The sequence below is a fragment of the Paenarthrobacter sp. NEAU-H11 genome (assembly GCF_050573415.1).
GTDB lineage: Bacteria > Actinomycetota > Actinomycetes > Actinomycetales > Micrococcaceae > Arthrobacter.
On sequence record NZ_JBNZGA010000026.1, the window covers coordinates 1 to 25,917 of the forward strand.

The 25,917-nt window shown below is 66.4% G+C and carries 27 protein-coding genes; 18 read left to right on the forward strand and 9 right to left on the reverse strand.

Annotated features, from left to right (window positions below):
- Nucleotides 1-40 precede the first annotated feature (40 nt).
- The 3 genes from ACQ3DC_RS20560 to ACQ3DC_RS20570 form a co-directional block, all read right to left on the reverse strand.
- Entirely contained in the window at nucleotides 41-1,294 is a 1,254-nt protein-coding gene (locus ACQ3DC_RS20560; RefSeq protein ID WP_259460236.1) for an IS256 family transposase, read from the reverse strand.
- Between the two features lie 236 nt (nucleotides 1,295-1,530).
- On the reverse strand, nucleotides 1,531-2,220 hold the full coding sequence (locus ACQ3DC_RS20565) for a LuxR C-terminal-related transcriptional regulator (protein ID WP_430753075.1): 690 nt from the start codon (nucleotides 2,218-2,220) through the stop codon (nucleotides 1,531-1,533).
- Nucleotides 2,217-3,554, reverse strand: a complete 1,338-nt coding sequence (locus tag ACQ3DC_RS20570) for an ATP-binding protein (RefSeq protein ID WP_430753076.1) — start codon at nucleotides 3,552-3,554, stop codon at nucleotides 2,217-2,219. The genes ACQ3DC_RS20565 and ACQ3DC_RS20570 overlap by 4 nt, the downstream gene beginning before the upstream one ends.
- A 124-nt stretch (nucleotides 3,555-3,678) precedes the next feature.
- Between ACQ3DC_RS20570 and ACQ3DC_RS20575 the strand changes: the two genes are divergently transcribed.
- From ACQ3DC_RS20575 to ACQ3DC_RS20595, 5 genes are all read left to right on the forward strand, one after another.
- Nucleotides 3,679-5,184 carry a PspC domain-containing protein gene (locus ACQ3DC_RS20575; protein ID WP_430753077.1) on the forward strand — a complete coding sequence of 502 codons (1,506 nt, stop codon included), beginning with the start codon at nucleotides 3,679-3,681 and terminating at the stop codon, nucleotides 5,182-5,184.
- A 1-nt stretch (nucleotide 5,185) separates the two neighbouring features.
- A complete protein-coding gene (locus ACQ3DC_RS20580) occupies nucleotides 5,186-5,485 on the forward strand; it encodes a hypothetical protein (RefSeq protein ID WP_157241591.1) in 300 nt (99 codons plus the stop codon).
- Nucleotides 5,486-5,488: 3 nt separating this feature from the next.
- Nucleotides 5,489-5,746 carry a PspC domain-containing protein gene (locus tag ACQ3DC_RS20585; protein ID WP_430753078.1) on the forward strand — a complete coding sequence of 86 codons (258 nt, stop codon included), beginning with the start codon at nucleotides 5,489-5,491 and terminating at the stop codon, nucleotides 5,744-5,746.
- A gap of 161 nt (nucleotides 5,747-5,907) precedes the next feature.
- Nucleotides 5,908-6,933 (forward strand): ATP-dependent 6-phosphofructokinase, encoded by a 1,026-nt coding sequence (locus ACQ3DC_RS20590; protein ID WP_104998653.1) that lies wholly within the window; start codon nucleotides 5,908-5,910, stop codon nucleotides 6,931-6,933.
- Nucleotides 6,934-7,015: 82 nt separating this feature from the next.
- Nucleotides 7,016-7,732 carry a GNAT family N-acetyltransferase gene (locus tag ACQ3DC_RS20595; RefSeq protein ID WP_430753079.1) on the forward strand — a complete coding sequence of 239 codons (717 nt, stop codon included), beginning with the start codon at nucleotides 7,016-7,018 and terminating at the stop codon, nucleotides 7,730-7,732.
- Here the strand turns inward: ACQ3DC_RS20595 and ACQ3DC_RS20600 are convergent.
- The 5 genes from ACQ3DC_RS20600 to ACQ3DC_RS20620 all read right to left on the reverse strand — a co-directional run bounded on the left by ACQ3DC_RS20600 (nucleotide 7,694) and on the right by ACQ3DC_RS20620 (nucleotide 12,431).
- A complete protein-coding gene (locus ACQ3DC_RS20600) occupies nucleotides 7,694-9,217 on the reverse strand; it encodes a DHA2 family efflux MFS transporter permease subunit (RefSeq protein ID WP_430753080.1) in 1,524 nt (507 codons plus the stop codon). The two genes, ACQ3DC_RS20595 and ACQ3DC_RS20600, sit on opposite strands and share 39 nt — an antisense overlap.
- Nucleotides 9,218-9,266: 49 nt before the next feature.
- Entirely contained in the window at nucleotides 9,267-9,701 is a 435-nt protein-coding gene (locus ACQ3DC_RS20605; protein ID WP_430753081.1) for an ankyrin repeat domain-containing protein, read from the reverse strand.
- Complete coding sequence (locus ACQ3DC_RS20610; protein WP_321214089.1) at nucleotides 9,698-10,783, reverse strand: YgfZ/GcvT domain-containing protein; 1,086 nt, start codon at nucleotides 10,781-10,783, stop codon at nucleotides 9,698-9,700. Before ACQ3DC_RS20610 ends, ACQ3DC_RS20605 begins: the two co-directional genes overlap by 4 nt.
- Nucleotides 10,784-10,883: 100 nt before the next feature.
- Nucleotides 10,884-11,492: an FABP family protein gene (locus ACQ3DC_RS20615; RefSeq protein ID WP_430753082.1), complete on the reverse strand. Its 609-nt coding sequence runs from the start codon at nucleotides 11,490-11,492 to the stop codon at nucleotides 10,884-10,886.
- Nucleotides 11,493-11,663: 171 nt separating this feature from the next.
- Complete coding sequence (locus ACQ3DC_RS20620) at nucleotides 11,664-12,431, reverse strand: permease (protein ID WP_370460630.1); 768 nt, start codon at nucleotides 12,429-12,431, stop codon at nucleotides 11,664-11,666.
- Nucleotides 12,432-12,770: 339 nt separating this feature from the next.
- Here ACQ3DC_RS20620 and ACQ3DC_RS20625 point away from each other — a divergent pair, with 339 nt between their 5' ends.
- The 11 genes from ACQ3DC_RS20625 (at nucleotide 12,771) to asd (ending at nucleotide 22,913) form a co-directional block, all read left to right on the forward strand.
- The gene (locus ACQ3DC_RS20625; protein WP_157241588.1) at nucleotides 12,771-13,469 is read left to right on the forward strand and encodes a winged helix-turn-helix transcriptional regulator; all 699 of its coding nucleotides are present in this window, start codon (nucleotides 12,771-12,773) and stop codon (nucleotides 13,467-13,469) included.
- A gap of 33 nt (nucleotides 13,470-13,502) precedes the next feature.
- Nucleotides 13,503-14,474: a mycothiol synthase gene (gene mshD / locus ACQ3DC_RS20630; protein WP_321214091.1), complete on the forward strand. Its 972-nt coding sequence runs from the start codon at nucleotides 13,503-13,505 to the stop codon at nucleotides 14,472-14,474.
- 128 nt (nucleotides 14,475-14,602) lie between these two features.
- Nucleotides 14,603-16,852, forward strand: a complete 2,250-nt coding sequence (locus ACQ3DC_RS20635) for an RNA degradosome polyphosphate kinase (protein WP_157241586.1) — start codon at nucleotides 14,603-14,605, stop codon at nucleotides 16,850-16,852.
- A gap of 11 nt (nucleotides 16,853-16,863) precedes the next feature.
- Nucleotides 16,864-17,832, forward strand: a complete 969-nt coding sequence (locus ACQ3DC_RS20640) for an NUDIX hydrolase (RefSeq protein WP_323056987.1) — start codon at nucleotides 16,864-16,866, stop codon at nucleotides 17,830-17,832.
- Between the two features lie 44 nt (nucleotides 17,833-17,876).
- Entirely contained in the window at nucleotides 17,877-18,680 is an 804-nt protein-coding gene (locus ACQ3DC_RS20645) for a thymidylate synthase (RefSeq protein ID WP_321214094.1), read from the forward strand.
- Nucleotides 18,677-19,261, forward strand: coding sequence for a dihydrofolate reductase (locus tag ACQ3DC_RS20650; protein WP_157241584.1), 585 nt, complete (start codon nucleotides 18,677-18,679; stop codon nucleotides 19,259-19,261). Before ACQ3DC_RS20645 ends, ACQ3DC_RS20650 begins: the two co-directional genes overlap by 4 nt.
- 3 nt (nucleotides 19,262-19,264) lie before the next feature.
- Nucleotides 19,265-19,483, forward strand: a complete 219-nt coding sequence (locus ACQ3DC_RS20655; RefSeq protein ID WP_430753083.1) for an NF038396 family protein — start codon at nucleotides 19,265-19,267, stop codon at nucleotides 19,481-19,483.
- 113 nt (nucleotides 19,484-19,596) lie between these two features.
- Nucleotides 19,597-20,568, forward strand: a complete 972-nt coding sequence (locus tag ACQ3DC_RS20660) for a WXG100 family type VII secretion target (protein WP_370460629.1) — start codon at nucleotides 19,597-19,599, stop codon at nucleotides 20,566-20,568.
- 19 nt (nucleotides 20,569-20,587) lie between these two features.
- A complete protein-coding gene (locus tag ACQ3DC_RS20665) occupies nucleotides 20,588-21,250 on the forward strand; it encodes a hypothetical protein (protein WP_430753084.1) in 663 nt (220 codons plus the stop codon).
- A 1-nt stretch (nucleotide 21,251) separates the two neighbouring features.
- Nucleotides 21,252-21,689, forward strand: coding sequence for a hypothetical protein (locus ACQ3DC_RS20670; RefSeq protein ID WP_231754882.1), 438 nt, complete (start codon nucleotides 21,252-21,254; stop codon nucleotides 21,687-21,689).
- An 81-nt stretch (nucleotides 21,690-21,770) separates the two neighbouring features.
- Nucleotides 21,771-22,913: an aspartate-semialdehyde dehydrogenase gene (gene asd / locus ACQ3DC_RS20675; protein ID WP_104998668.1), complete on the forward strand. Its 1,143-nt coding sequence runs from the start codon at nucleotides 21,771-21,773 to the stop codon at nucleotides 22,911-22,913.
- Nucleotides 22,914-22,997: 84 nt separating this feature from the next.
- On the opposite strand, the gene ACQ3DC_RS20680 is transcribed toward asd, so the two are convergent.
- Nucleotides 22,998-23,702: a type IV toxin-antitoxin system AbiEi family antitoxin domain-containing protein gene (locus ACQ3DC_RS20680; protein ID WP_430753085.1), complete on the reverse strand. Its 705-nt coding sequence runs from the start codon at nucleotides 23,700-23,702 to the stop codon at nucleotides 22,998-23,000.
- 146 nt (nucleotides 23,703-23,848) lie between these two features.
- On the opposite strand from ACQ3DC_RS20680, the gene istA reads away from it, so the two are divergent.
- A complete protein-coding gene (gene istA / locus ACQ3DC_RS20685; RefSeq protein ID WP_430751448.1) occupies nucleotides 23,849-25,066 on the forward strand; it encodes an IS21 family transposase in 1,218 nt (405 codons plus the stop codon).
- A complete protein-coding gene (gene istB / locus ACQ3DC_RS20690; RefSeq protein WP_430751449.1) occupies nucleotides 25,066-25,854 on the forward strand; it encodes an IS21-like element helper ATPase IstB in 789 nt (262 codons plus the stop codon). Before istA ends, istB begins: the two co-directional genes overlap by 1 nt.
- Nucleotides 25,855-25,917 lie beyond the last annotated feature (63 nt).

Below are 25,917 nucleotides of genomic sequence, written 5' to 3' on the forward strand. Positions count from 1 at the left end.
GGGACTGTCCGATAAACGGTGTGTGGAGTCCGGCCGGTTTTCATTGTTGAGTGGTTCTTTCGAACCGGCCAGCGAAGGTAATAGCGAACGCGTTTAGCGCAGGCTTCCACCTCATCACCCAGCGTGCACGGCCACCGCCGGTTGGATCAAGAGATCTGGTGACCAGGTATAGGCATTTCAGGGCAGCGGTCTCGTTCGGAAAGTGCCCGCGGGCCCTCACCGCCCTTCGGTAGCGTGCGTTGATCGACTCGATCGCGTTCGTCGTGCAGATGACCCGTCGGATCTCCACGTCGTACTCCAGGAAGGGCACGAATTCGGCCCAGGAGGATTCCCAGAGCCGTACGATGGCCGGATACCGCTGGCCCCACTCGGCAGTGAATTCGGCGAACCGGTCCTTCGCCGCCTGCTCGGACGGGGCCGTGTAGACCGGCTTGAGCGCCTTGACGATGCCGTCGCGGTGCTGGCGTCCGGCGTAGCGGAAGCTGTTGCGGATCAGGTGCACGATGCACTGCTGCACCACCGTCCGCTCCCACGTGGTCGTGATCGCCTCCGGCAGGCCTTTGAGCCCGTCGCAGACGGCGATCAGCACATCTTCCACGCCCCGGTTCTTCAGCTCCGAGAAGACCTGCAGCCAGAACCGGGCACCCTCGCCACCGTCGCCGGCCCAGATGCCCAGGATCTCCCGCTCCCCATTGGTGGTGACGCCCATAACGACGTAGAACGGGGTGTTGCGCACCTGCCCGTCACGGACCTTGACCACGACCGCATCAACGAACAGCACCGGATAGATCGGATCCAAAGGCCGGGCCGACCATTCGGCCAGCTCCGAGGCGACTTTCTCCGTGATGCGGCTGATGGTGTCTTTAGAGACTCTGGCCCCGTAGACCTCCTCGAAGTGGGCGGCGATTTCCCCGGTCGTCAGCCCTCGGGCAGAGAGGGAGAGCACGATCTGGTCGATCCCGTCCAGACGCCGTTTCCGCTTGGGCACGATCACCGGCGCGAACGAGCCGTCCCGATCCCGGGGCACCTCAATCTCGACCGGACCGATCTCGGTCAACACGGTCTTTGACCTGGTGCCGTTGCGCATGTTGGCTGCGATCGGTGTCTGGCCGTGCTCGTGGCCGAGGTGCTCTGTCAGCTCGGCTTCCAGAGCGGTCTCCAGCACATTCCTCGTGAGCTGGTTCAGCAGCCCGCCCGGGCCTACCAGGCTCACGCCCTGCTCCTTGGCCTGCGCGAGCAACCGCTCCGCAAGCTCCTTCTGATCGATGATCTCTCCCGTCACAGGATCGATCATCACCCCTGCCATCTCGGACGTGGACTCTGACACGGCCGTCTCCTTTCGGATCAGGCCGGACTCCACACACCGTTATTCAGACAGTCCCGCATAAAACTGCTCCCCGGAAGTCGGAACTGAATTTCTCAGTCCAACTTCCGGGGAGCAGTTCAGAGGTGATAGAGCGTTCGGGTTTAAGGCGCATCAAGTGATAGAGCGTTCGGGTTTAAGGCGCATCAAGTGAGAGAGCGTCGGGGTTAGAGGAGGCGGCGTTCGGCGGCCCACTTGGTCAGCTCGTGCCGGCTGGACAGCTGGAGTTTGCGGAGCACTGCCGAGACGTGGGTTTCCACCGTCTTGATGCTGATGAAGAGCTCCTTGGCCACCTCCTTGTAGCTGTAGCCGCGGGCGATGAGGCGCATCACCTCGAGCTCCCGCGCGGAGAGCCTGTCCAGTTCGTCATCGGCGATGTCCGCCGGGGCCGTGCCGAAGGCGTCCAGGACAAAGCCGGCCAGCCGCGGCGAGAAGACGGCATCCCCTCCGGCCACCCGGTAGACGGCGTCGGTGATTTCGGCCCCGGAGATGGTCTTGGTGACGTAGCCCCGGGCTCCAGCCCGGATGACCGCGACAACGTCCTCCGCCGCGTCCGAGACGCTGAGCGCCAGGAACCTCGTAGTGGGCAGCAGTGCCGCCGAGCCGGCGATCACTTCACGGCCGCCGCCGCCGAGGCCGCCCGGAAGGTGGACGTCGAGCAGCACCACGTCCGGCCGCTCCTTCGCGATCACGGCGATGGCCTGCTCCACGGTGGCGGCCTCGCCCACAACCTGGACGCTGGGATCGAGGTCGGCTTTCAGGCCTGAACGGAAGATCGCGTGATCGTCCACGAGCACCACCCGGACAGACTGTGTGGCGCGGTTGGTCCCCTTGCCGGCTCCCTGTGCTGGGTTCATGGTTTGCCTTCCGTGTTCTGCGTCTGCTTCTCCGCCTGCGCGGCCGGGAATCCCAGCCGGACTTCCGTGCCTTCACTGGTGCTGATGATGTTGGCCGTGCCGCCGTGCCGGTTCATCCGGCCGATGATGGACTCCCGCACGCCGAGCCGGTCTTCGGGGACGTCCTGGAGTTCGAAGCCGGGACCCCGGTCCTTGATGAACACTTCGGCGCGCCCGCCGGTGACCTCAAGATAGACCGATACTGCACCGCCGCCGTGCCGCGAGGCGTTAAGCATGGCCTCGCGGCTGGCCTGGATCAGCGCCTCATGGCCTTCGGTGACCTCGGTGTCTCCTACGCTGACCACCTCCACCGCGTTCCCGAGCAGGTCCTCCACTTCCGCGGCAACTGCCTTGATCCGGTCCGAGAGCTGCCCGGCGTCCTTTCCTGGGTCCTCGAACAGCCAGCCCCGGAGTTCGCGCTCCTGCGCACGGGCGAGGCGGACAACGTCGTGCTCATTGGCGGCGCGCCGTTGGATGAGTGCCAGCGTCTGCAGGACCGAATCGTGAAGGTGTGCCGCGATTTCCGCTCGTTCAGTCTCGCGGATCCTGCCGGCGCGTTCAGCTTCGAGGTCTCGCCAGAACTTCAGCGCCCACGGGAGCAGGACCAGTACCACGCCGCCGAGGACGGCCACGGACGCCAGCAGCGCCAGCCAGGTCTGCTCCCAGGAACCGGACCCGGACACCATCACCAGGACGCCCGCCACCACCAACGCCAGGCCGGCGGCAAGCCGTGCCCAGCCGCCTGCCTGGTTCGCTTTGGTTTTATCCACCAGCCCGGCCCGACGGGTCTCATCAAGCTGCATCCAGGCGATGGAGGCTCCGCCCAGGACCGCAGCCGCGGGGATGATGGTCCCCAACGGAACGTCCATCCCCAGCAGCTGGGCGCCGAGGATGCCCGCCACCAGGAGCAGCCCGACGCCGAGCAGGATCTCCTTGCCGTACCTCATCTCGCGGAACCGGAACCAAGGCGCCGGCGGCACTCCGGCGCCCGGCACCATGCCGGGGCCGGCGTTCGCCGACAGCGTGCCCGTTACGGTGCCGCCCATCACGGCAGGAGCAATGGGCGACGTCGGCCGCCGTTCCTGCCGCCGGGCGCTTTCGTAGGCGGTGGGCACCATGATCCAGAGCCAGGCGTAGAACACGACGCCGGCCCCTCCGGCGAATGAAGCCAGGACCATTCCCACACGCACCGTGTTCACCGGCAGCCCAAGATGCGCGGCGAGGCCCGAACAGACCCCGGCAATGAAGCGGTCGCTGCTTCGGACCAGCGGCGGGCGGGCGGGCGCGGATGTCATGGTCCAATCCAAGCACGGATCAGGGTCTCCCGGACCGGGTTGGCACGGGAACCGGGGGCCTCTCAGGGACGGCTCAGGGTGTCCCCCGGTAGAGCCGCCCGGCCGGGAGCGGCAGGATCGAAGTATGAACTCGCTAACCCCGAACCCCCATGACGGCACGCCGGAAGAACCCCCGGCCAGCCCGAAAAATGAGAACCCCACGGAGCCCCTCCCCGGGCGGGAAAACCCCACCCAGCCCCTGGCGCCGCCTCCTTCTGCCTCCGCGCCGCCGCGGGATTCCGCAACCCCGGGCCCGGCGCATGAAACCCCCGGCGCCGGCAGCAGTTACTCCTATGCCGGAGTCCCGAGCCAGCAGACCGATTTCTTCACCTGGGTCCGCAGCCAGGGAATCAGCCGCGGCCAGGACCGCTGGGTGGGCGGCGTTTCCAGCGGCATCGCGCAGCGTGTGGGAGTCGACCCCTTGATTGTCCGCGGCGTCTTTATCATCCTTGCCCTCTTCGCAGGGATCGGCGTGCTTCTTTACGGGCTTGCCTGGGCGTTCCTGCCCGAGCCCGACGGGCGCATCCACGTCCAGGAAGCCGGCGCGGGGCGCTGGACCACCGGCATGACGGGTTCACTGATCGCGGTGGTGGCAGGATTCAGCGGGCTCGGCAACGGCTTCTGGGGCTGGGGCAACCGGGGTGTGGGCCCCTTCCTGTGGTCCCTGCTGTGGGTCGGCGGCGCCATCTACCTGGTGTACTACCTGGTGCAGCGCAACAAGACAGCCGCCGGCACGCCGACCAGTGCAGCAGCGGCCGGCACGGCTGCCTACTCAGCCGGGACGTCCACCCCAACCACACCGCCGTACTCAGACGTCGCAGGCAGCGGTCCGTTTGCCGGCAACCCCTACGGCGGCAGTAGCGGGGGCACTGGCAGCGGTTCCGGCAGTGGCGGATGGGGCAGCGGTGGATACTCTGGAAGCCGGCCGTCGCCGGTTCCGCCCCCCGCTCCCAGGGTGCGCACCGCAGGTCCCGGCACTCCCGCCGTCGCAATAGCTGCCGGCAGTGCCCTGCTGGTGGGCGCTGGCGTGAAAGCCCTGGACCTCACCAACGTCATCGACCTCGGTAACTCCGCCAACGCGGTTGCCTGGGCAAGCGCGGCAGCCGTCCTGGGCATTGGCATCCTCATTCTTGGCCTCCGCGGCCGGACCCCCGGCATCCTGTCGTTCTTCGCCGTGGCGGCCCTCATCATAGGAGGAATCTTCAACGTGGTGGGCAACAACGGAGACCGCGTCCGCTTCCAGCAGGTTGACTGGGCACCGACGAGCATCGAGCAGGCCAGCGGCGGATTCGACATCACGGCCGGCAGCGGAACCGTTGACCTTACGGCCATGTCCCTGGATGCCCCGCTCACCTCGGAGGTCCGCGTCCCCCTGGACATCACGGCCAGCAACGTCACAGTAGTCATCCCGGGCGACGTGCCCGTGGACATCAAGGCGGACATGACCCTCGGCAACCTGAACGAACGCGGCAACCAGCGGGGCGGCATCACCACCCGGCAGAGCAGCTACAACACCGACAAGCCCGGCAGCCACCTGGTCATCCAGATCAACGGCACCGTCAGCAACGTCACCATCCAGGAAGGCAACTGACATGAGCAGCCAAACTCCGGGCTCAAACCCGTACATTCCGGATCCCTATGCGCAGGGCGGCACGACGGCGGCAGGCGCCTCTTCTGCCCCGCCTTCCGGGGCACGCGTGGGAACCATCGTCTGGGGCCTGATCGTCGTGGCCCTCGCCGCGCTGATCATCATCGCCCAACTGGGCATCGTCACGCTCAACGGGACCTATGTCCTGATCGGACTGATGATTGGGGCAGGCGCGGCCCTGGTGCTCGGCGGCCTCCTCTCCGCCCGGAAACGTGACAACGGCCCTACAACACGGAAGTCTTGAACCATGGACAAGTTTTTCAGCATCGTCAGGGGCCTCGGCCTGAAACGCGGACCGGAACGGTGGCTTGGAGGCGTGCTTGGAGGAATCGCGGCCAAGCTCAATGTGGACGTTGCTTTCGTCCGCATCGCGTTCCTGGTCTTCTGCCTGCTCCCCGGCCCGGCCGTCATCTTCTATCTCCTGGCCTGGGTGATCCTGCCCGACCAGAAGGACGTCATCCCGCTCCACGTGTTCCTCGAGCGGCGGTCCCTGAACCGTCCCTGAACCCGTCCTGACAAAGCACCACAAGGCCCCCGCTCCAGCTGCACCGGAGCGGGGGCCTTGTGTAACCAGTTTGTGTCGTACCCCACACACGCCACTAGAATCTATGTGAGCTCAGCGTGGCGCTCTGCCTGTAAACCCTCTCCCCAGGATTTGAGCGAGACATGAAAATTGGAATTCTTACCAGCGGTGGCGACTGCCCCGGCCTGAATGCGGTCATCCGCGGCGCGGTCCTCAAAGGTATCGCCATCCACGGCCACGAGTTCGTTGGCTTCCTCGATGGCTGGCGCGGCGTCGTTGAGGGCGACATCATCGACATCCCCCGGACCATGGTCCGCGGCATCGCCAAGCAGGGCGGCACCATCCTGGGCACCTCACGCACCAATCCGTTCGAAAACGGCGGCGGTCCCGAGGTAATCAAAGCCCACATGGACCGGCTCGGAATTGATGCCATCATCGCCATCGGCGGTGAGGGTACCCTCGCTGCGGCGAAGCGACTCACGGACGCGGGCCTGAAGATCGTTGGCGTCCCCAAGACGGTGGACAACGATCTTGACGCCACGGACTACACGTTCGGCTTCGACACCGCTGTGCAGATCGCCACCGAAGCGATCGACCGGCTCCGCACCACCGGTGAGTCCCACCACCGCTGCATGATTGCCGAAGTCATGGGCAGGCATGTCGGCTGGATCGCCCTTCACGCCGGCATGGCCGCCGGCGCGCACGCCATCCTCATCCCGGAGCAGAAGGTCAGCATCGAGCAGATCACCGAATGGGTGAAGGAAGCCCATTCCCGTGGCCGTGCCCCGCTGGTGGTGGTGGCGGAAGGTTTCGTCCCGGAGCACATGGAAACCCCGCATTCCGAGCGCGGCCTGGACACCTTCGGCCGTCCCCGCCTGGGCGGCATCGCGGACCAGCTCGCCCCGGAACTGGAAGCCCGGACCGGCATCGAAACCCGCGCCACCATCCTGGGCCACATCCAGCGCGGCGGCGTGCCGTCCGCGTTCGACCGCGTCCTGGCCACCCGCCTGGGCATGGCGGCCATCGACTCCGTGGTGGAAGGCTACTGGGGCACCATGGTGGCGCTCAAGGGAACGGACATCGAGCACGTGGGCTTCCAGGATGCCCTCGGACAGCTCAAGACCGTCCCGCAGAAACGCTACGACGAGGCCGCCGTCCTGTTCGGCTGAGTTGTCGCCGGGAGGCCGTGTCCTCCCATACTGCCGCGGCGTCCTGTTCAGCGGTGCGCGCTGCCCGCCCTAGGCTGGAGGCATGACACTTGACCCCGGTTCCGCAGCCATCATCCAGCTCGCGTGGGCCCGGCACCTGGGACTCGACGACGACGCCTTCGGATCCGCCTTGGCGTCCGGGGAACGGATCGTCCGCGCGGACGACAACGCCCGCACAGTGGAATTTGTCCGGCTCTTTGGCAGCTCAGCCCTGGTGGGCCCGCAGTGGGTCATCGACGCCGCGGAGGGCATCGCCGACGAGGAGATGGCCCAGCATGTAACGCTCATGACGCTGACGCGGTCCCACGGCGGCCATGGGCTGGGTGCCGCGGCCTTGTTCTTCGCGGACGACCTTCCCCTGAAGCAGCCCCCGGAAGAGATGACCGTTTCGCACGGCAACCCGGAGGCCATCGAACTGGAGGGCAACTGCCCGCCGGACGACGTCAACGAGGTGGGCCTGTCGGACCTCGAAAACCGCTACACGATCGTCCACGAAATGGAGGGCCGCCGCGTGCCGCTTGCTTGCGGAGCCTACTCTGAGTGGGAGGGCCTGCTGGCCCGAATGGGTGTCCTGGTGGACCCGGCATGGCGGCGGCGGGGCCTGGGGACGCTGGCCGCCTCCATCGCGGCGCACGAGGCGCTGGCCGCCGGGCTTACGCTGCAATGGCGGACGGACGTCAGCAACACCGGAGCCGTGGCGCTGGCCCGGAAGCTCGGCCTGTCAGCCGGCGGAATCCAGACCAGCGTCCACCTTGGCTGACCCCGGAACGGCCCCGCGCCCGCCCCAGTCCTGAACCGGCTGCGGCTTCGCAAAGAACAGCGCCACGGCGGCGCCGACCAGGACCACCCCGGCGGGCAGCAGGATGGACTGGCCCATCGCCGTCGAAAACCCGCTGTGGAGGGCCTCCGACAGGCTTCCGGAGAAGCCCGTTCCTTCCCCGGCCGCCCCGCCGGGTCCGCCGGACGGAAGCTCGGCTGCGAGCCGGGCCTGGATCAGCACGGCAATGGCCGCGCTGCCCAGCACGGCACCGATCTGCCGCGTGGTGTTGTACACGCCGGACCCGGCCCCTGCCTGCCGCGGCGGGAGGTTGCGGGTGGCGGTGGTGCCCAGCGGAGCCCAGATGCCTGCGTTGGCGAACCCCAGGACGGCGCTGGGCAGCAGGAACAGGAGGATGGGGGTGTCCGGCCGCATCAGGACTGAGTTCCACACAAGGGCCACGGCCATCAGTACCAGGCCGGTGGCAGTGAGGAATTTGGGGTTGACCTTGTCGATGATCTTTCCCACCACTGGAGCAAGGCCGCCGGAGATCAGCGCCATGGGAACCATCATCAGCGCGGACTGGGTGGGCGTGAGGCCACGGACCAACTGGTAGTAGAAGATGAGCGGCAGGCTGAAGGCCGTCACCGTGAAGCCGACGGTGGTGATACCGATGTTGGCCAGGGAAAAGTTCCGGTCGCGGAAGAGCCTCAGGGGCAGCAGCGGCTCACCCTTGTTGAACCGCTGCCAGACCACGAAGAGAGCCAGCACGGCAAGGCCGGCGACGATCAGGCCCCACACCGTGACGGGACCGGTGATGGTGCCCCAATTGTAGGTTTCGCCCTCCTGGATGCCGAACACCAGGAGGAAGAGCCCGACGGCGCTGAGCACCACGCCGGGAATATCGAACCGGTGCGGGTGGGTGCTGAGGGACGGAACGTTGCGCAGCGCGAGGACAAAGCCTGCAATGCCGATGGGCACGTTGATGAAGAAGATCCATTCCCAGCCGAGCCCGTCCACCAGGACGCCGCCCAGGATGGGGCCCACGAGGGTGGCCATGCCTGCGGTGGCACCCCAGATCGCCATGGCGGCACCGCGCCTGTCCGGCGGGAAGATCCGGGTGATCACTGCCATGGTCTGCGGCGTCATCATGGCCGCGCCGAGGCCCTGCAGCACGCGTGCCGCTATCAGCACCTCCACCTGGCCCGACAGGCCGCACCACAGCGAAGCCAGGGTAAAGACCACCAGGCCGGCAAGGTAGAGCTTCTTGGGCCCGAAGCGGTCCCCCAGCCTGCCGGTAATCAGCAGCGGGACCGCATAGGCCAGGAGGTAGGCGCTGGTGACCCAAATGACCGAGTTGATGTCCGCGTCCAGGCCCTCCATGATCCGGGGGTTGGCCACGGACACAATGGTGGTATCGATCAGGATCATGAAGAACCCGATCACCAGGGACCAGAGGGCCGCCCACGGCTTCGCCACGTTTTCCACTGGGCAATCCTTCCTCAGGTTGTGATCCGCCGGGCGGGACCCGGTGGTGCTAGCCCAGGAGGTCCTGGATCTCCTGGCGGGCGAACATTTGGGCGGCTGCGCGGGCGGACGGCGAACCTGCGTCCGGATCGGCGCCGGCGTCGAGCAGTACCCGGGCAACGCCGGTGTAACCCTTGAACGCTGCTCCGGCGAGCGGGGTCTGACCCCGGTCGTTCGCGGAGTTGGCCTCGGCACCGTGTTTCAGGAGGAGCTGGACGGTCTCCGTGTGGCCGTGGTAGGCGGCCAGCATGAGAAGCGAATCACCCGCCGCGTTGGTCAAGGTGGCGGGAGCGCCGGCGTCGAGGTAGGCACGCAACAGTGCCGTCTCCCCCTCCCGTGCCGCCTGGAAGAGCGTCTGCGCCAAGGCCAGCGTCTCGTCGTCGGGCGCTGGGCCGGGTGGTGCTGTGCCAGACGGCGCTGCGCTGGTTCCGGCGTCTTCGGTCATGAACGTGGCCCCCTAAGGAATCCGGTCTGGCGCCCCACGACCTGGCCGGCGTCCGGGGCAACGATGATTTCCTGGACAGCGGGGTACGGCTCGTCGCCATCCAGGACCGTCAGTATCTCATCGGGCGCAACCGAACGTTTTATGACTGCCAGGGCGACCGGGCCCATCTCATAATGCTGCGCCACTGACGTCACGGTCCCCACCTTCCGCTCCCCCGCCAGCACGGGGCTGCCGGCCTGGGGCAACGTGTGCTGCGAGCCGTCCAGCTGGAGGAAGACAAGGCGCCGGGGCGGGTGGCCCAGATTGTGCACCCGCGCGATGGTTTCCTGCCCTTTGTAGCAGCCCTTGGCCAGGTGCACGGCGGTCCGGAGGAGGTCCAGTTCGTGCGGAATGGTCTTGTCGTCCGTCTCGGCCCCGATCCGGGGGCGCCAGGCTGCCACGCGCAGCGCCTCGGCGGCGAGGACGCCCGCAAGGGGACGCTCTCCCACTGTCCGCTCCAGCTCGTCGGCCGGCACCAGGTACTCGAACCACGGCCGCTCCAGGCCGGGATGGCCCGACTCCGGGACAGTGGCGTAGGAGTAACCCCCCGCGCCCACGTGCGGCCACGGGTCCTGCCAGGCCAGCAGGCCGGACCATTCGGGAACTGCCTTCGTGCTGCCGATGACGGCCCAGTCGGCTGAGACATCCGCGATGTCCACGCGGAGCATGAACTTCATCCTGTTGAGGAACTCTGCCAGCGGGGCGGCTTCGGCGGCCTCGACGATCAGCCAGGTGGTGCCGCCGTCGTCAATCACCCTGGCGTCGAAATCGATCCTGCCCTGCACGCTCAAAAGGAGCAGTTCGCTGGACTCGCCCGGCTGCAGGCCTGTGACCTGCTGCGAGGAGAGGGTGTTGAGCCAGCTGAGGCGGTCCGGACCCGTCACCGTCACGACGCCGCGGGAGGAGAGGTCGACGACGGCGGTTCCGGCCGCGAGGGCGCGCTGCTCGCGGAGGGGCTCACCGTAGTGGGCGGCAACGCCGGCGTCGGCACCGGCCGCCTCGACGGCGCCAGGGCGCGACAGCAGGGGGCTGGGAGTAGTCATATGTAGTAGAAGTCCTTGGGGCTCGGCGGTATTCCGGATTCTTGCAAATCGACGCGGGATCCCGCCGCCTGCGCCCTCAGCGCCGAAGGACGGGGAGGGGTCAGGAGACCTTTTTCAGGAAGGCCGAGGCGTGCGCTTCCAGGCCTTTTCCGTCCTTGCCGCCAACGGCGACGTCCCACCGCCACAGGAGGTTTCCGTCCACCAGGCCGAAGATGCGCGTGGCGGCGCTGTAGTCCTTGGAGTGGCTGCCGCGCATGACCATATCCGTGGTGAGCTGGATCTGCGGGCCCTTGATCTGCCCGTAGTAGAGCTCGGAAATGCCGCCGGGGTGCGAAATGGACACCGAGATGTCGAACCCGCCCTCGCTGTTGCGCAGGGCCTCCACTTCGTCGGCACTCTTCAGCGCCGGAACGATGTCCGCGGGGATCAGGCCCGGGCCGCCGTCGGCATCAAGCTGTTTGCGCTCCAGCGCCCAGAAACCGGTCTCGACGGTGAGCGGCCGCAGGCGCGTGCCGTCGTCGTCCGTCAGCCAGCTCTCCGCGCGGTACTGAAGGTACGGCAGCCCGTTGTGCGTGAAGGACACGTGCTGCACGAAATGCTCCGAGTCCTCGTCCCCGCTGCCGAGGCGGCCGCGGCCTTCCCACTCACCAATGAGCCAGGAAAGCGGAACAAGTTCGGGAGTCAGGTCTGTAGGAATCTCAATGGGCACTGCGATTACCTCGGAAAACGGCTAGCTCCGGAAAAGGGGACTACTTCTGGCCTTTGAACAGGCGGTAGACCACGAAGCCGGCAAACCAGGCCATGGCGAGGCTGGCGATGCCGAGCAGGACAAGGAAGAAGATTTCAAATGCAAGTACGGACATGGTGCCATCCTAACGCGTTAGTAGATGAGTAGTTTGTCTATGAAGTAGGCCAGGGAACCCACCGCCGAGACAGGCGCAAGGCCCATGCTAAGGGCAGCCTGGATGTTCAGGGGTGCACCGCGAAGCGTTACGAGCCGCCGGAAGCTTGCCAGCACCGCCCCGACTACGACGCCGAAGATGGCGGCCGGCAGGACCGCAATGTCCGAGAACACCAGTCCGGCAAGGGGCCCGGCCAGGCCGGCCATCACGATTCCTAGGGGTGCCACGACGCTGTCCGGCCAGCGGATCAGCCCGGCCAGCAGGGCAACCGCGGCACTGATGGCCGCCACCAGGAGCATCTCCCGGACCCCGTTGAACCGAGCGCCCGCTATCCAGCCGGAGCCCAGGCAGGCGAGCAGCACCCCTGCGCAGCATCCCAGGGTGGATTCCAGCCGCTGCGCCTGCCCGGTTCCGCGGATCAGCTGCACCACGAAGACGGCGATCATGCCCAGCGCGATGAAGGCGGGGGTCCAGTCCAGGTACCCGGGAGCAGGAGCCAGGCCGGCGCCAACCGCGGCTCCGGCGCCCGGCACGGCAATCACCGCAGCCAGGGTCTTCTTGGCAGGAATACGGAGGAAGTGCGGCCAGCCGACGCCGATGGCGGCGGCGATCGCCACCGCAACGCCTACGAGCACCTCGCGGGAGGTATACACCCCGGCAATGATCGCGGCCAGGCCGGCCATTCCCGCCACGCCGATGGTCCACGAGCCCAAGGACCGCGCAGGCGCCTGCAGTTCCGCCGTCACGCGGAACCCGGCCTGGACTTAGTTTCTGCACTCACTGCGCTGCAATCCCATCCTGGCGTCGACCTGGAAAGGCGGGCCGCCCTTCGCGGAGGGCGTCGGGGCCCTTGGCTCAATCCTGCCTTATATGAACGGCATATGTCGCAAAACGTCCCCTCATCCGCGCCGAATCCATGGCCGCGAAGGCCCCGCCGGGTATACTCAAAGCTCAGCTACGCTCCCTGCTGAGGTGGCCGGCCGGCGCCCTGAACAATGGCCCAAGACCCGAGCAGGAAGCCAGTACCGGCCGGTGGAAACCCGGTTCAGTCGCCCAATGATGCGCGGACGGCCCTTGGAGGAACAATGTCGCACATCCTGCTCTTGACGAACAGCCCTGGCTCTTCGGTAGACATCCTGCCTGCCCTGGAATTGCTGAACCACCGGGTCCACATCCTCCCCGCCGAGCCCACCGCGCTGCTGGAGACCGATCCCTGCGACATCGTGCTGCTGGATGCCCGCAAGGACCTGGTGGGCGCCCGCTCCCTCACCCAGCTGCTCAAGGCCACCGGCCTGAGCGCGCCGCTGGTGCTGATCCTGACCGAAGGCGGCATGGCGGCTGTTTCGTCGGCTTGGGCCGTGGACGACATCGTGCTGGACTCCGCCGGGCCCGCTGAAGTGGAAGCCCGCATCAGGCTGTCTGTGGCGCGCGCCGTCCCCGAGCAGGAGGACACGCCAACGGAGATCCGGGCCGCCGGCGTCGTCATCGACGAAGCAAGCTACACCGCCCGCGTGAACGGCGCACCGCTCAACCTGACTTTCAAGGAATTTGAGCTGCTCAAATACCTGGCGCAGCACCCCGGCCGAGTTTTCACCCGCCAGCAGCTGCTCACCGAAGTGTGGGGCTATGACTACTACGGCGGCACCCGCACCGTGGATGTCCATGTCCGGCGGCTGCGGGCGAAGCTGGGCGCCGATCACGAGAACCTCATCAGCACCGTACGCAACGTGGGCTACCGCCTGACGTTGGTGCGGCAGCAGGAGGATGAGCTCACCGAGGCCTGAGCGCCCGAGCCGCTTCCCGTATAGCCTTGCCTCATGACTCCAGCGCACCCAGAGAAGTGGCCCGTCCATGCTGAACGGGGCGCGGTTGACCAGCAGCTGCTGAAGGACTGCCGGGACCTCCTGGCCGCGGCAGAGGAATCGGACGGCAATCCCTCCATTTCGGAGCAGACCCAGGTGACCATGCGGGCCGGCGATTCGGCGGAGCACTCAGTGCTGACCCTGGCGCTCTATGCCCCGGACGAGGACTCCGATCCCGCCAGCGGGCAGGACCTCGCCGGATTTGCCGTGGTGGTGGAATCCCCTGACGGCACCGGAGTGCTGGAGATCGCCGTCCACCCCAGCTACCGGAACCAGGGCGTGGCGGACCGGCTGGTGGGCGCGCTCAAGGACAGCCGCGGGCTGGACGGGCTGAAGGCATGGTCCCACGGCAACCACGAGGCCGCCGCGGAACTGGCCGCCCGCTATGGATTTGGGCCCGTCCGTGAACTCTGGAAAATGAGGATGACGACGGCGGGGGCGGACCTTCCCGAGGCCGTCCTGCCGGAGGGGGTGTCCATCCGCGCCTTTGTTCCCGGCCAGGATGAGGAAGCCTGGCTGGCCGTGAACCGGGCCGCCTTCGCCCACCACCCCGAACAGGGCAGCCTGACCCGGGCCGACCTTGAGGCGCGCATGGCCGAGGACTGGTTCAACCCCGAAGGCTTCCTGCTGGCCGAGGACCGGCAGGGCAGGCTGCTCGGGTTCCACTGGACCAAGGTCCACCCCCAGCACGGCCCCCACCCCGCCATCGGTGAGGTTTACGCAGTAGGTGTTGCGCCTGTTGCCCAGGGCATGGGCCTCGGCAAAGCCCTCACCGTAGCCGGCATCAGGTACCTCCAGGACCTGGGGCTGCACGCGGTCATGCTCTACACAGATGCCGACAACGCCCCTGCCGTTTCGCTGTACCGGCGGCTGGGGTTCACCCGCTGGGACATGGACGTCATGTACGGGCCGGTGGCAGCGGGCTAGTCCTGCAAGCGGAGTATCAGGTGCGGGCCGAAAATCAGCGGTCTTCGGCCTGCTGAATGCTTGTAAGGTTGAAGCAGGACCGCGCAGGCCGGAAGCGCCAGCATCAACCGCCAGGTAAAGGAGATGCCATGAACCCGGAACCTTCCGGATCAGCCACGTCACAGGATGTTGCAGTGCCGGTGCGTGCCCGCTTCGGCTCCTCGGAGGTTCCGGCGTCGCGCGCCACCCAGGACCGCATTGACATCCCGGAGTTCGCGCCGAACCTGCAGCCGGAGGGCGACATCCGGCCGGACCGCTTCCTGGACCGGGAGCTCAGCTGGCTCAGCTTCAATTCCCGCGTGCTGGAACTGGCCGAGGACGCCACGCTCCACCTGCTGGAGCGCGTCAGCTTCCTGTCGATCTTCGCCTCCAACCTGGACGAGTTCTTCATGGTGCGGGTTGCCGGCCTCAAGCGGCGCATCGCCACCGGCCTGGCTGTCCCCTCCCCCGCGGGCCTCAGCCCCGTGGAGGTGCTGGAACGGATCAGCGAAGAGGCCCACCGGCTGCAGCAGCGGCACGCGCAGGTCTACGCCGAGCAACTCCGCCCCGCCCTGGCCTATGAACACATCCACCTCATGCACTGGGACGAACTGGATGAGACCGCCAAGCAGCAGCTCAGTGTCATGTTCGCCGAGAAGGTGTTCCCCATCCTTACGCCCCTGGCGGTGGACCCGGCCCACCCCTTCCCCTACATCTCGGGGCTCTCGCTCAACCTCGCCGTGGTGGTCCGCAACCCGGTCAGCGACAAGGAGCTCTTCGCCCGCGTCAAGGTGCCGGACCAGCTGCCGCGCCTGATCTCCATCGACGGTCCCCGTGCCGGCGCGGTGGCCGGGCGCGTGGCCCGCTTCATCGCCCTTGAGGAAGTCATTGCCGTCCACTTGGACAAGCTCTTCCCGGGGATGGAGGTCCTCGAGCACCACACCTTCCGCGTCACCAGGAATGAGGACGTTGAGGTGGAGGAGGACGACGCTGAGAACCTCCTGCAGGCCCTCGAAAAGGAACTCCTGCGCCGCCGCTTCGGCCCGCCTGTCCGGCTTGAAGTCACCAACGACATCAACCCGAACATCCGCGCGCTGCTGATCCGCGAGCTGGGCGTCGAGGAATCCGAGGTCTACTCCGTTCCGGCTCCCCTGGATCTGCGCGGGCTGTCCGTGATTGCCGGCATCGACCGTGCCGACCTCCACTACCCCAAGCACGTTCCGCACACCTCCCGGTACCTCAACGAGTCGGAGACGTCCAAGGCCGCGAACGTGTTTGCCGCCATGCGCCGGCGGGACATCCTGCTCCACCACCCTTACGACTCGTTCTCCACCTCCGTCCAGGCTTTCCTGGAGCAGGCGGCCGCGGACCCCAAGGTCCAGGCCATCAAGCAGACCCTGTACCGCACGTCCGGCGACTCCCCTATCGTGGACGCGCTGATCGATGCGGCCGAGGCCGGCAAGCAGGTCCTGGCCCTGGTGGAGATCAAGGCGCGGTTTGACGAGCAGGCGAACATCTCCTGGGCGCGCAAGCTGGAACAGGCCGGCGTGCACGTGGTCTACGGCATCGTGGGCCTCAAGACCCACTGCAAGCTCTCGCTTGTGGTCCGCCAGGAGGTTGACGGGCTGCGCCGCTACTGCCACATCGGCACGGGCAACTACCACCCCCGGACTGCCCGCTACTACGAGGACCTGGGCCTGCTGACCGCCAACGAGCAGGTGGGCGAAGACCTGTCCAAGCTGTTCAACCAACTCTCCGGCTACGCACCCAAATCCACGTTCAAGAGGCTGCTGGTGGCACCCCGTTCCGTGCGTTCGGGGCTGATCGACCGCATTGAAACCGAAATCCGCAATGCCCGTGCCGGAATCCCCGGCCGCGTGCAGATCAAGGTCAATTCCATGGTGGATGAGGCCATCATCGATTCCCTGTACCGGGCTTCGCAGGCCGGCGTGAAAGTGGACGTGGTGGTCCGCGGAATCTGTTCCCTCCGCCCGGGAGTGCCGGGCCTCAGCGACAACATCACCGTCCGCTCCATCCTGGGCAGGTTCCTGGAACACTCCCGCGTGTTCGCCTTCGCCAACGGCGGGGATCCGGTGGTGTACATCGGTTCGGCGGACATGATGCACCGCAACCTGGACCGCCGGGTGGAGGCCCTGGTCCAGCTGGCCAGCGCCGACGACATCACCTACGTCCTTGACCTGCTGAAGCGCTACATGGATCCCGAAACCGCGAGCTGGCACCTCGACAACCAAGGGGTCTGGACCCGGCACCACCTGTCCGACGACGGCACGCCCCTTGAGGACGTCCAGTCCTGGCTGTTGGCCTCCCGCCCCCGGCAGCGCAGCCTGAGCCGGCGCTAAGGGCCACTGTTTTGTCGAGCGATGCACTTGTAGCAGACCAGACAGACCACCCGGGGGAACCAGTAGCCGTAACGGCTGCCGGCGCTTTGCCCTGGCGCGTGGTGAAGGACAAGCTTGAAGTCCTGCTGATCCACCGCCCGCGCTACGACGACTGGTCGTGGCCCAAGGGCAAGATCGACGACGACGAGACGGTGCCGGAGTGCGCAGTCCGGGAGGTGCAGGAGGAAATCGGGCTCATCGCCCAGCTGGGCATCCCGCTGCCGCCCATCCACTACCACGTGGCCTCCGGCCTTAAGGTGGTCCACTATTGGGCCGTCAAGGCAAACGGGGTCAGGATGCTTCCCGACGGGAAGGAGGTGGACAGCGTCATGTGGTGCGCCCCCGAGAAGGCGGCTGCGCTGCTGTCCAATCCCTCCGACGTCGTGCCCCTTCAGTACCTGCACGACGCGCACAGGCGCGGGGAGCTGGACACGTGGCCGCTCGTGGTGCTCCGGCATGCCAAGGCCAAGCCGCGTTCATCCTGGAGCAAGGCAGAGGGCGAGCGGCCGCTTGCCGCCACGGGGACACGGCAGGCGCAGGCCGTCAGCAGGCTGCTGCACGCTTGGAAGCCGCTCCGCGTGGTGACCAGCCCCTGGCTGCGGTGCGTGGCAACAGTGGCGCCTTACGCGAAGGCGGCGGGGGCGAAGGTGAAGCTCGCGGAGCCGCTCACGGAGCACCGGCACCAGCGGAGCCCCAAGAAAACGGCCGCCGTCATCGAGGGCCTTTTCGACAAGCAGCGGCCGGTGGTCATCTGCACGCACCGCCCCGCGCTGCCCACCGTGTTCACCCAGCTCGGCCGGCACATGCCGGCGCACCTGCGCGCGCTCCTGCCGGCCAAGGAGCCGTACCTCTCCCCCGGCGAACTGGTGGTGTGCCACGTGGCTCCAGGCGGGCAGGGTCGGGTCGTGGCCGTGGAGCAGTTCAAGCCGTTCGACGACTGAATGTCGCGCAGCGGCTCCCCGGACCGGCCAAGTAGACTTTAGCCGTGAGCATCCCAACGCCTTATGAAGACCTCCTCCGCGATGTCCTGGCTTCCGGCACGCACAAATCGGACCGCACCGGAACCGGAACCACCAGCGTTTTCGGCCGCCAAATACGCTTCGACCTGACGAAGGGTTTTCCGCTGATCACCACCAAGCGGGTGCACTTCAAGTCGGTGGCAGTAGAGCTCCTGTGGTTCCTGCGCGGTGAGACGAACATCAAATGGATGCAGGACCAGGGCGTCACCATCTGGAACGAATGGGCCGACGCCGATGGCGACCTCGGACCTGTCTACGGTGTGCAGTGGCGCAGCTGGCCCACTCCCGACGGCGGCCACATTGACCAGATCGCGGAGCTGATCGACAACCTGAAGGCCAACCCGGACTCACGCCGGCACATCGTATCCGCCTGGAACGTCTCCGAGCTCCAGGACATGGCCCTGCCCCCGTGCCACGCCTTCTTCCAGTTCTATGTGGCTGACGGCAAGCTGTCCTGCCAGCTGTACCAGCGCTCCGCGGACATGTTCCTGGGCGTCCCCTTCAACATTGCCTCCTACTCGCTGCTCACCTGCATGGTGGCGCAGCAGGTGGGGCTGGAGCCCGGCGAGTTCATCTGGACCGGCGGAGATGTCCACATTTATGAGAACCACATGGACCAGGTCCTCAAGCAGCTGGAGCGGGAGCCGTACGAGTACCCGCAGCTGAGGATCACCCGCAAGCCGGCGTCGATCTTCGACTACACGCTGGAAGACTTCGAAGTGGTGGGCTACAAACACCACCCGACCATTAAGGCCCCGATCGCCGTATGAGCACCGAGAACTTCACTGACCCGCAGTCCTTCACTGAGGAACTTGCCGCCTCCGTGACCGGCGTTGGCCTGGTTTGGGCGCAGACCCCGGACGGTGTCATCGGCAAGGACGGCGACATGCCGTGGCACCTGCCGGAGGACCTCAAGCACTTCACCCGGCTGACCATGGGCCACCCTGTGATCATGGGCCGCAAAACGTGGCTGTCCTTCCCGGACAAATACCGCCCCCTGCCCGGCCGCACCAACATCGTGGTCACCCGGCAGAAAAGCTGGGCCGAAACGCCCGAGGCGAAGGGCGCCGTCGTGGTTCCCTCCCTTGACGACGCGCTGCTGGAGTCGCAGTTCGTGGACGGCGGGGACACGGTCTGGATCCTGGGTGGCGGCGAGATTTTCCGCCAGGCCACCGAGCTCGCCAACGTTGCGGTGGTCACCACCATCGATGTCGAGGCCGACGGCGACACGTTCGCCCCGGAGCTTGGCACCAGTTGGGAGGCGTCCGTCTCCGTCCCGCCCGACGGGTGGCTCACGGCCGCCAACGGCACGCGCTACAGGTTCACCAAATGGTCAAGGACCGAGGGCTAGGACATGCTCAAGAAACCGGAAACCCTGTTTGTCCTGGGGTACATGCTTCTCCCCCTCCTGGCTCTCCTGTCCGCGATTGTTGGGCTCACCATGATTTTGGGCGGGAACAAGATCGCCGGAGCCATCGTGCTGGTGGCGGTGACTCAGGTTTTCGCGTTCGGTGCGTTCTTCGCCTTGCGTGCCCGAAAAGCCGCTGTGCGGGAGGAATCCGACCCTCGCTAGTGGCATTGTCCGCCGATGGGGAGGACACCCCATCGCGCACGTCCCGGGTTGTTCACTAGGCTGGGGCCTGCAGCGTCAGGGAACGGCTGTTTCAAGAGATTGGGGGATGCCTGGTGGCAGGAAACTTGTGGGGCGCCGACGTTGAGCAGCTGCGGACGCTCGCGAAGCAGTTCGGCACAACGGCGGACCTGCTGCTGCAGCAGTCCACACAGCTGAGCAGCCAGATCAACAACACGCCCTCCTGGAAGGGCCGGGATGCTGAACATTTCCGTTCCGACTGGAACGGCAACCACCGGGCGCTCCTGCAGAAGACGGCGGCTCGCCTGAAGCAGGAATCAAAGCTCCTGCTCACAAACGCCGACGAGCAGGACAGGGCGAGCAGCGCCGGCGGTTCCGGCGGGCCCGGGACAGGAGGCCCGGGTGCGGGCCTGCCGGGTGGCGGCGGTCCGGGCGGGACTGTCCCCGGACAAGGCAGCAACAACCCTTGGGGCCCCGGCTGGCTGGCAGATCCGGATTCCCCGTTCCGGGACGGGTGGGACATCTACGGCCTCATCAAGGCCTTCCCGAACCTGCGGGCGGGCCTGTTCGACATTGGCGCGATGCTCCATAAGTCACGTATCGGTGACTTCATGGACCCGGTGGCCTGGCGGGCCTTCCAGAACTCCAACGCCTTCAGCACGTTCTTCAACATGTCCAACAACCTGTTCGAGGGCAAGTTCCATGAGGTACTCAACCTTGCCAAGGAAGGCAACGCGTTCAAGTACCTTGATGGTTTCAGCAAGGGCCTGGGAGTCGTGGGCGTGGGATTGGACTCCCTCGACGCCTTCAATAACTTCCAGGAGGGCGACTATGGTTCTGCCGCGTACTCCACCACCAAGGCCCTGCTGGGCGCCGGTTCCTTCGCTCCGCCTCCCATCGGCACGGCCTGCATGGTGGCCAGCGGCGCGCTGGCCCTCTACGACAACGTGCCTGTCATCCACGACTCCGTCAACTACGTAGGCGATAAGATCGCTGACGGGGCAGAGGCCGTTGGCGACGCTGTCGGCGACGGCGTGGACGCCGTCGGCGATTTCTTTGGCTTCTGAAAACTGAGGAGAACATTCAGTGACTGAGACAACAACCACAGCCAGGTCCTCAACCGCCGGGGGCTTTCCGGATGCCATCGGCTTTGGCTTCGCAGAACTCCTGGTGCTCCTGAACCTCCGGCGCGGCCCGGGCGCCGAAGCATCCGCGAAAGCGCTCCGGCTGGAGGGTGAACTCGACGACGCCCCGCTTCTCTCTGCCGGCGCTTCCTCCCTGGTGGCCCGCGGTGCGGCCACCGTTGAACCGGGCGGTGAGCTGTCCGTAGACGGCCCGGTCGCCGCGGTCACCAGTGCACTGGCGGAGGCAACCAAACGGGTGCAGATCAACCTGCTGACCGCAGACTCCGTGGACAACGTCCTGTCTGTGGAGTCGCCCGCTTACCGGATCCTGCTGCAGCCGCGCGCGTACCTTAGCTGGTTCGCCATGGCCCAGCGCCCCGATTCCACGCCGGCGGAAGTCAACTTCTTCATTGTGCGCAAGCACCTCGAAGAGAACCCCTCCGGCGGCGCCACCATCCGGCTGCTGGTGGACGGGGCCGGGCAGCAATTGCTGGTTAAACGCAGCGGCCAGGGCTGGGCCGTGGGATACGGCATTATCGATGGCCCTGCGGAGCCCATCCGGGAAATCGACGGCCTCACCGACAGCCAGGTGCTGGACCACATCCGATCAATCCGACAGGACTAGCGTGCAGAACGGCATTCCAGGCAGCAACAACCCGGGCAACGTTTCCGGCTCCGACGACCAGGTCCGCGCCTCCCACGACCAGGCCTTGGCGCAGGGTGAGAAGCGGATCCTGTTCCGCACCGCGGAGGGCAGGCTTCACAGCTATGCCAGGGAAGAGCTCGGCGTTGTCACGGCGAGCTCGCACCCGCAGGTGCGGTCCGCCGGCGGCTTCCTGCTGATGGCGGCTTTCTTCGCGGCCGTGGCGGTTTTTTCCGTCATGCTGGTGGCCGGACCCACCAGCCGCGGCCAGGACCCGCTGTGGGGCGCCCTGATCCTGACCGTTGCCGGAATCGGCGGTGTCTTGTACGCCGGGCGGATGGCGAGCGTGGCTTCCCGGGCCAAGCGCCTGCGCGCGGAACGGGGAGTCCCCGAGCCCACTGCCCGCCAGTTCGACAGGTAGCACCCCGCCGGTTGTGACTGCCGGACCGGGCAGTGACGTAACCGACTGCGCCGTCCCGGTTCCGAAGTCTAAACTGGACGAATGACTACAGCAGCTACCCCTTCCGTCGGCCTGGTCGGATGGCGCGGCATGGTCGGTTCCGTCCTGATGCAGCGCATGCAGGACGAGGGCGACTTCGCCAACATCAACCCGGTGTTCTTCTCCACGTCCAACGCGGGAGGTGCCGCGCCGACGCTTGCTGGAACAGCAGCAGGCAGCGCCGGCAAGCTCGAAAACGCGTTCGACGTCGACACGCTGGCTAAGCTGCCCATTATTGTCACCGCCCAGGGCGGCGACTACACCAAGCAGGTCCACGGCGAGCTGCGCAGCCGCGGCTGGGACGGCCTCTGGATCGACGCCGCCTCCACCCTGCGCATGAACGACGATTCAATCATCGTGCTGGACCCGATCAACCGGGACGTCATCGACAAGGGCCTGGTGAACGGCACCAAGGACTTCATCGGCGGCAACTGCACGGTCTCGTGCATGCTTATGGGCCTCGGCGGCCTGTTCAAGAACGGCCTGGTGGAGTGGGGCACCTCCATGACCTACCAGGCTGCCTCTGGCGGCGGCGCACGGCACATGCGTGAGCTCCTCAGCCAGTTCGGCACGCTCAACGCCGAGGTCAGCACGGAACTGGACGATCCGGCGTCGGCCATCCTGGACATTGACCGCAAGGTCCTGGCCCACCAGCGGACTGACATTGATGCCACCCAGTTCGGCGTGCCGCTGGCCGGTTCCCTGATCCCCTGGATCGACGCGGACCTGGGCAACGGCCAGTCCAAGGAAGAGTGGAAGGCCGGGGTGGAGACCAACAAGATCCTGGGCACCTCCGAGGAAAACCGCGTGATCATGGACGGCCTTTGTGTCCGGATCGGTGCCATGCGCTCCCACTCCCAGGCCCTGACGTTGAAGCTCCGCGAGGACCTGTCCGTCGCCGAGATCGAGAAGCTGCTCGACGAGGACAACCAGTGGGCCAAGGTGGTTCCGAACACCAAGGAAGCCTCCATGGCCGACCTGACCCCCGTCGCCGCCTCCGGCACCCTGGACATCCCGGTGGGCCGCATCCGCAAGATGGAAATGGGCCCGCAGTACATCAGCGCCTTCACCGTGGGCGACCAGCTCCTCTGGGGCGCCGCCGAGCCGCTGCGCCGCATGCTCAACATCGCCACCGGGAACCTGTAACGCTTCCGCTGCCCTCGAGCGGCCCTTCCCCGCACAAACGGTGTTGACCGGCACCGTTCCTGCGGGGCAGGGCCGTCCACGTTGTCAGGCGGACCTTCTCCGGGAGCGTTCTGCCATGGCCTGGATGCGGCGGTTGAGCTCGGCAGGGCGATCAAGGTGCGTCCACACCAGCCGAAGAACCAACCACCCCTCCTCGATCAGCGCGGTCTCCCGCCGGCGCTCGGCCAGCAACACCTCGTCCGTGGACCGGTAGTCGGTGTACTTGCCGGCGCCGTCAAACTCGATGATGATCTTCGATCCAGGGTCGGCAAAATCAGCGCGGAAGAGCCCGACGGACGTTAGTATTTCGACCTGGGGTGTGAAGTTTCGTCTGCCAAGGGAATGCAGCAGAAGCCTGGTTCGCGTTTCGCCTGCCGATTCTGAGCGTCCGTCAAGCGAGTCGAGGAGAAGACGCGCGCGCCGGCTCCCCCGCTTTTCCGGCCCTTCGTCGAGGAGCCGGCGCAACGTAGGCAGGTCGGCTCCTTTCCGGAGAGCGTGGTCGCCTATGACAGCGGCCTGCTCAAATGGCAGGGTCCGGGCACAGTCCAGGACGGTCCTCGCAAGGCTGGTTGCGAGAATTTCCCTTCCGTCACTGGTCAGGAACGACGTGAGATCCGTGCTGCCGAGGCGTGCCCGATGCGTCCTGACGTCTTCGCCAGCACTCTTTCGCGAGTTGGCGTAGCCCGTGGTGACATGCACCCGTGGCCCCGCGCCCCAGACCTGGCATTCATGCAACCTGGCTGCGCTCACGTGGCTGTACCGTGACGCCCCGCCCGTGGACAAGTGGTGGGCGTGCACCAGCAGGCCATCCCGAACCCATGGCTGTCGGTGATGGTCGAAAAGTGAGCCATTGTGACGGTTGAAAACTGAGCCACCCGTTCCAAACGATTGGGTGGGTGATCACAGTGGAGGATTGGGCGCTTATTCGGCGGTTGCATCTGGCCGAGGGTGAATCGATGAGGTCGATAGCGGCGCGGTTGGGGGTCTCCAGGAACACGGTCGCGAAGGCAGTCAGCTCGGAGGGTCCGCCAGCGTACGTTCGGGCGCCGCAGGACTCTGGTATCAAGGCTGTGGAACCGGCTATTCGTGCGTTGCTGCTGGAGAACCCGCGGATGCCGGCGACTGTGTTGGCTGAGCGGGTGGGCTGGTCTGGGTCGCCGGCGTGGTTCCGGGAGAACGTTGCCAGGATCCGGCCCGAGTATGCCCCGGCTGATCCTGCGGACCGGATCTCTTACGATCCCGGGGATCAGGCGCAGTGCGATCTGTGGTTTCCCGAGGTGCGGATACCCGTCGGCGCGGGCAAAGCCAGGGTGTTGCCTGTGCTGGTGATGGTGTCCTCGCATTCTCGGTTCATCATGGCCCGGATGATCCCGTCCCGGATGACCGGGGACCTGCTGGCCGGAATGTGGGAACTGCTCGGATCCCTGGGCGCGGTTCCGCGGCGGCTGATCTGGGACAACGAAACCGGCATCGGCCGGCGGAACAGCTACGCCGCCGGAGTCGCGGCGTTCGCCGGGGTCCTCGCGACCAGGATCGTGCAGGTTAAACCCTACGACCCGGAGAGCAAGGGCGTGGTGGAGCGGGCCAACCAGTTCCTGGAGACTTCCTTCCTGCCGGGCCGGGTTTTCACCTCTCCGGAGGACTTCAACACCCAGCTCGGGCAGTGGCTGCCGAAGGCCAACGCCCGGCTGGTCAGACGGACCGGCGCCCGCCCGTCGGACCTGCTCGCTGCGGACAAAGCGGCCATGCTGGCGCTGCCGCCGGTTCCACCGGTCATCGGTTTCACTTCAAGGGTTCGGCTGCCGAGGGACTACTACGTCCGGATGGGATCCAACGACTACTCCGTTCACCCGCAGGCCATCGGCCGGTTCGTCGACATCACCGCCGGCCTCGAATCCGTCACGATCAGCCTGGATGGCCGATGCGTCGGCACCCACGCCCGGTCCTGGGGCGCCGGCCTGACCATCACCGACCCGGACCATGTTGAGGCGGCACGGGCGCTGCGGAAGGCTTTCCAAACCCCGCAACCTGTGGGCGAGACCACCGCGCTGCGGGACCTTGCGGATTATGACCGGGCGTTCGGTGTTGTCCTGGACGACGGTCAGGTCGCCTGATGCCGGACGCTAAGGAAACCATCGGCCAGATCGAGTACTACTCCCGGGCGATGAAAGCACCCCGGATCCGGGAAGTAGCACCCCGCCTCGCGGACCAGGCCCGTGAAGGAGGCTGGACCCACGAGGAATACCTCGCCGCTGTCCTGTCCCGGGAAGTCGCCGCCAGGGAAGCCTCCGGCGCCGAGATCAGAGCCCGGGCCGCCGGGTTCCCGGCCCGGAAATCACTCGAGGACTTCAACTTCGATCACCAGCCCGGCCTCAAACGCGACACCATCGCGCACCTGGCCACCGGCGCGTTCCTCACCGAAGCGTCCAACATCGTCCTGCTCGGACCGCCAGGAACCGGCAAAACACACCTCGCCACCGGCCTGGGGCTGCGGGCCACCCAGCTCGGTCACCGGGTCCTGTTCGCCACCGCCATCGACTGGGTCGCCCGGCTCCAGGCAGCCCACCAGAACGGCAGGCTGCCTCAGGAACTGGTCAGGCTGCGCCGCTACGGACTGATCATCGTGGACGAAGTCGGCTACATCCCCTTCGAACAGGATGCCGCGAATCTGTTCTTCCAGCTCGTCTCATCACGCTACGAGCACGCCTCACTGATCCTGACCTCGAACCTGCCCTTCGCCCGCTGGGGAGACGTCTTTGGCGACCAAGTCGTCGCTTCGGCCATGATCGACCGCATCGTCCACCACGCCGAAGTCATCACCCTCAAAGGCTCCAGCTACCGCCTCAAACACACTCAGGTCAATTCGCTGCCCTCGACAAGACCGGAAAATACGGCAGAATAACCAGCGTCAAAGTGGCTCACTTTTCAGCCCGCGAAACGGCTCACTTTTCGACCATCGCTGACA

Bases quoted from the DNA above. Each gene is read 5' to 3' on its own strand.
- ACQ3DC_RS20560 (WP_259460236.1), bottom strand. From the start codon at position 1,294: ATGATCGATCCTGTGACGGGAGAGATCATCGATCAGAAGGAGCTTGCG.
- ACQ3DC_RS20580 (WP_157241591.1), top strand. From the start codon at position 5,186: ATGAGCAGCCAAACTCCGGGCTCAAACCCGTACATTCCGGATCCCTAT.
- ACQ3DC_RS20590 (WP_104998653.1), top strand. From the start codon at position 5,908: ATGAAAATTGGAATTCTTACCAGCGGTGGCGACTGCCCCGGCCTGAAT.
- ACQ3DC_RS20655 (WP_430753083.1), top strand. From the start codon at position 19,265: ATGCTCAAGAAACCGGAAACCCTGTTTGTCCTGGGGTACATGCTTCTC.
- ACQ3DC_RS20650 (WP_157241584.1), top strand. From the start codon at position 18,677: ATGAGCACCGAGAACTTCACTGACCCGCAGTCCTTCACTGAGGAACTT.
- ACQ3DC_RS20585 (WP_430753078.1), top strand. From the start codon at position 5,489: ATGGACAAGTTTTTCAGCATCGTCAGGGGCCTCGGCCTGAAACGCGGA.
- mshD (WP_321214091.1), top strand. From the start codon at position 13,503: ATGACTCCAGCGCACCCAGAGAAGTGGCCCGTCCATGCTGAACGGGGC.
- ACQ3DC_RS20635 (WP_157241586.1), top strand. From the start codon at position 14,603: ATGAACCCGGAACCTTCCGGATCAGCCACGTCACAGGATGTTGCAGTG.
- ACQ3DC_RS20595 (WP_430753079.1), top strand. From the start codon at position 7,016: ATGACACTTGACCCCGGTTCCGCAGCCATCATCCAGCTCGCGTGGGCC.
- ACQ3DC_RS20605 (WP_430753081.1), bottom strand. From the start codon at position 9,701: ATGACCGAAGACGCCGGAACCAGCGCAGCGCCGTCTGGCACAGCACCA.
- istB (WP_430751449.1), top strand. From the start codon at position 25,066: ATGCCGGACGCTAAGGAAACCATCGGCCAGATCGAGTACTACTCCCGG.
- ACQ3DC_RS20575 (WP_430753077.1), top strand. From the start codon at position 3,679: ATGAACTCGCTAACCCCGAACCCCCATGACGGCACGCCGGAAGAACCC.
- ACQ3DC_RS20625 (WP_157241588.1), top strand. From the start codon at position 12,771: ATGTCGCACATCCTGCTCTTGACGAACAGCCCTGGCTCTTCGGTAGAC.
- ACQ3DC_RS20565 (WP_430753075.1), bottom strand. From the start codon at position 2,220: ATGAACCCAGCACAGGGAGCCGGCAAGGGGACCAACCGCGCCACACAG.
- ACQ3DC_RS20570 (WP_430753076.1), bottom strand. From the start codon at position 3,554: ATGACATCCGCGCCCGCCCGCCCGCCGCTGGTCCGAAGCAGCGACCGC.
- ACQ3DC_RS20610 (WP_321214089.1), bottom strand. From the start codon at position 10,783: ATGACTACTCCCAGCCCCCTGCTGTCGCGCCCTGGCGCCGTCGAGGCG.
- asd (WP_104998668.1), top strand. From the start codon at position 21,771: ATGACTACAGCAGCTACCCCTTCCGTCGGCCTGGTCGGATGGCGCGGC.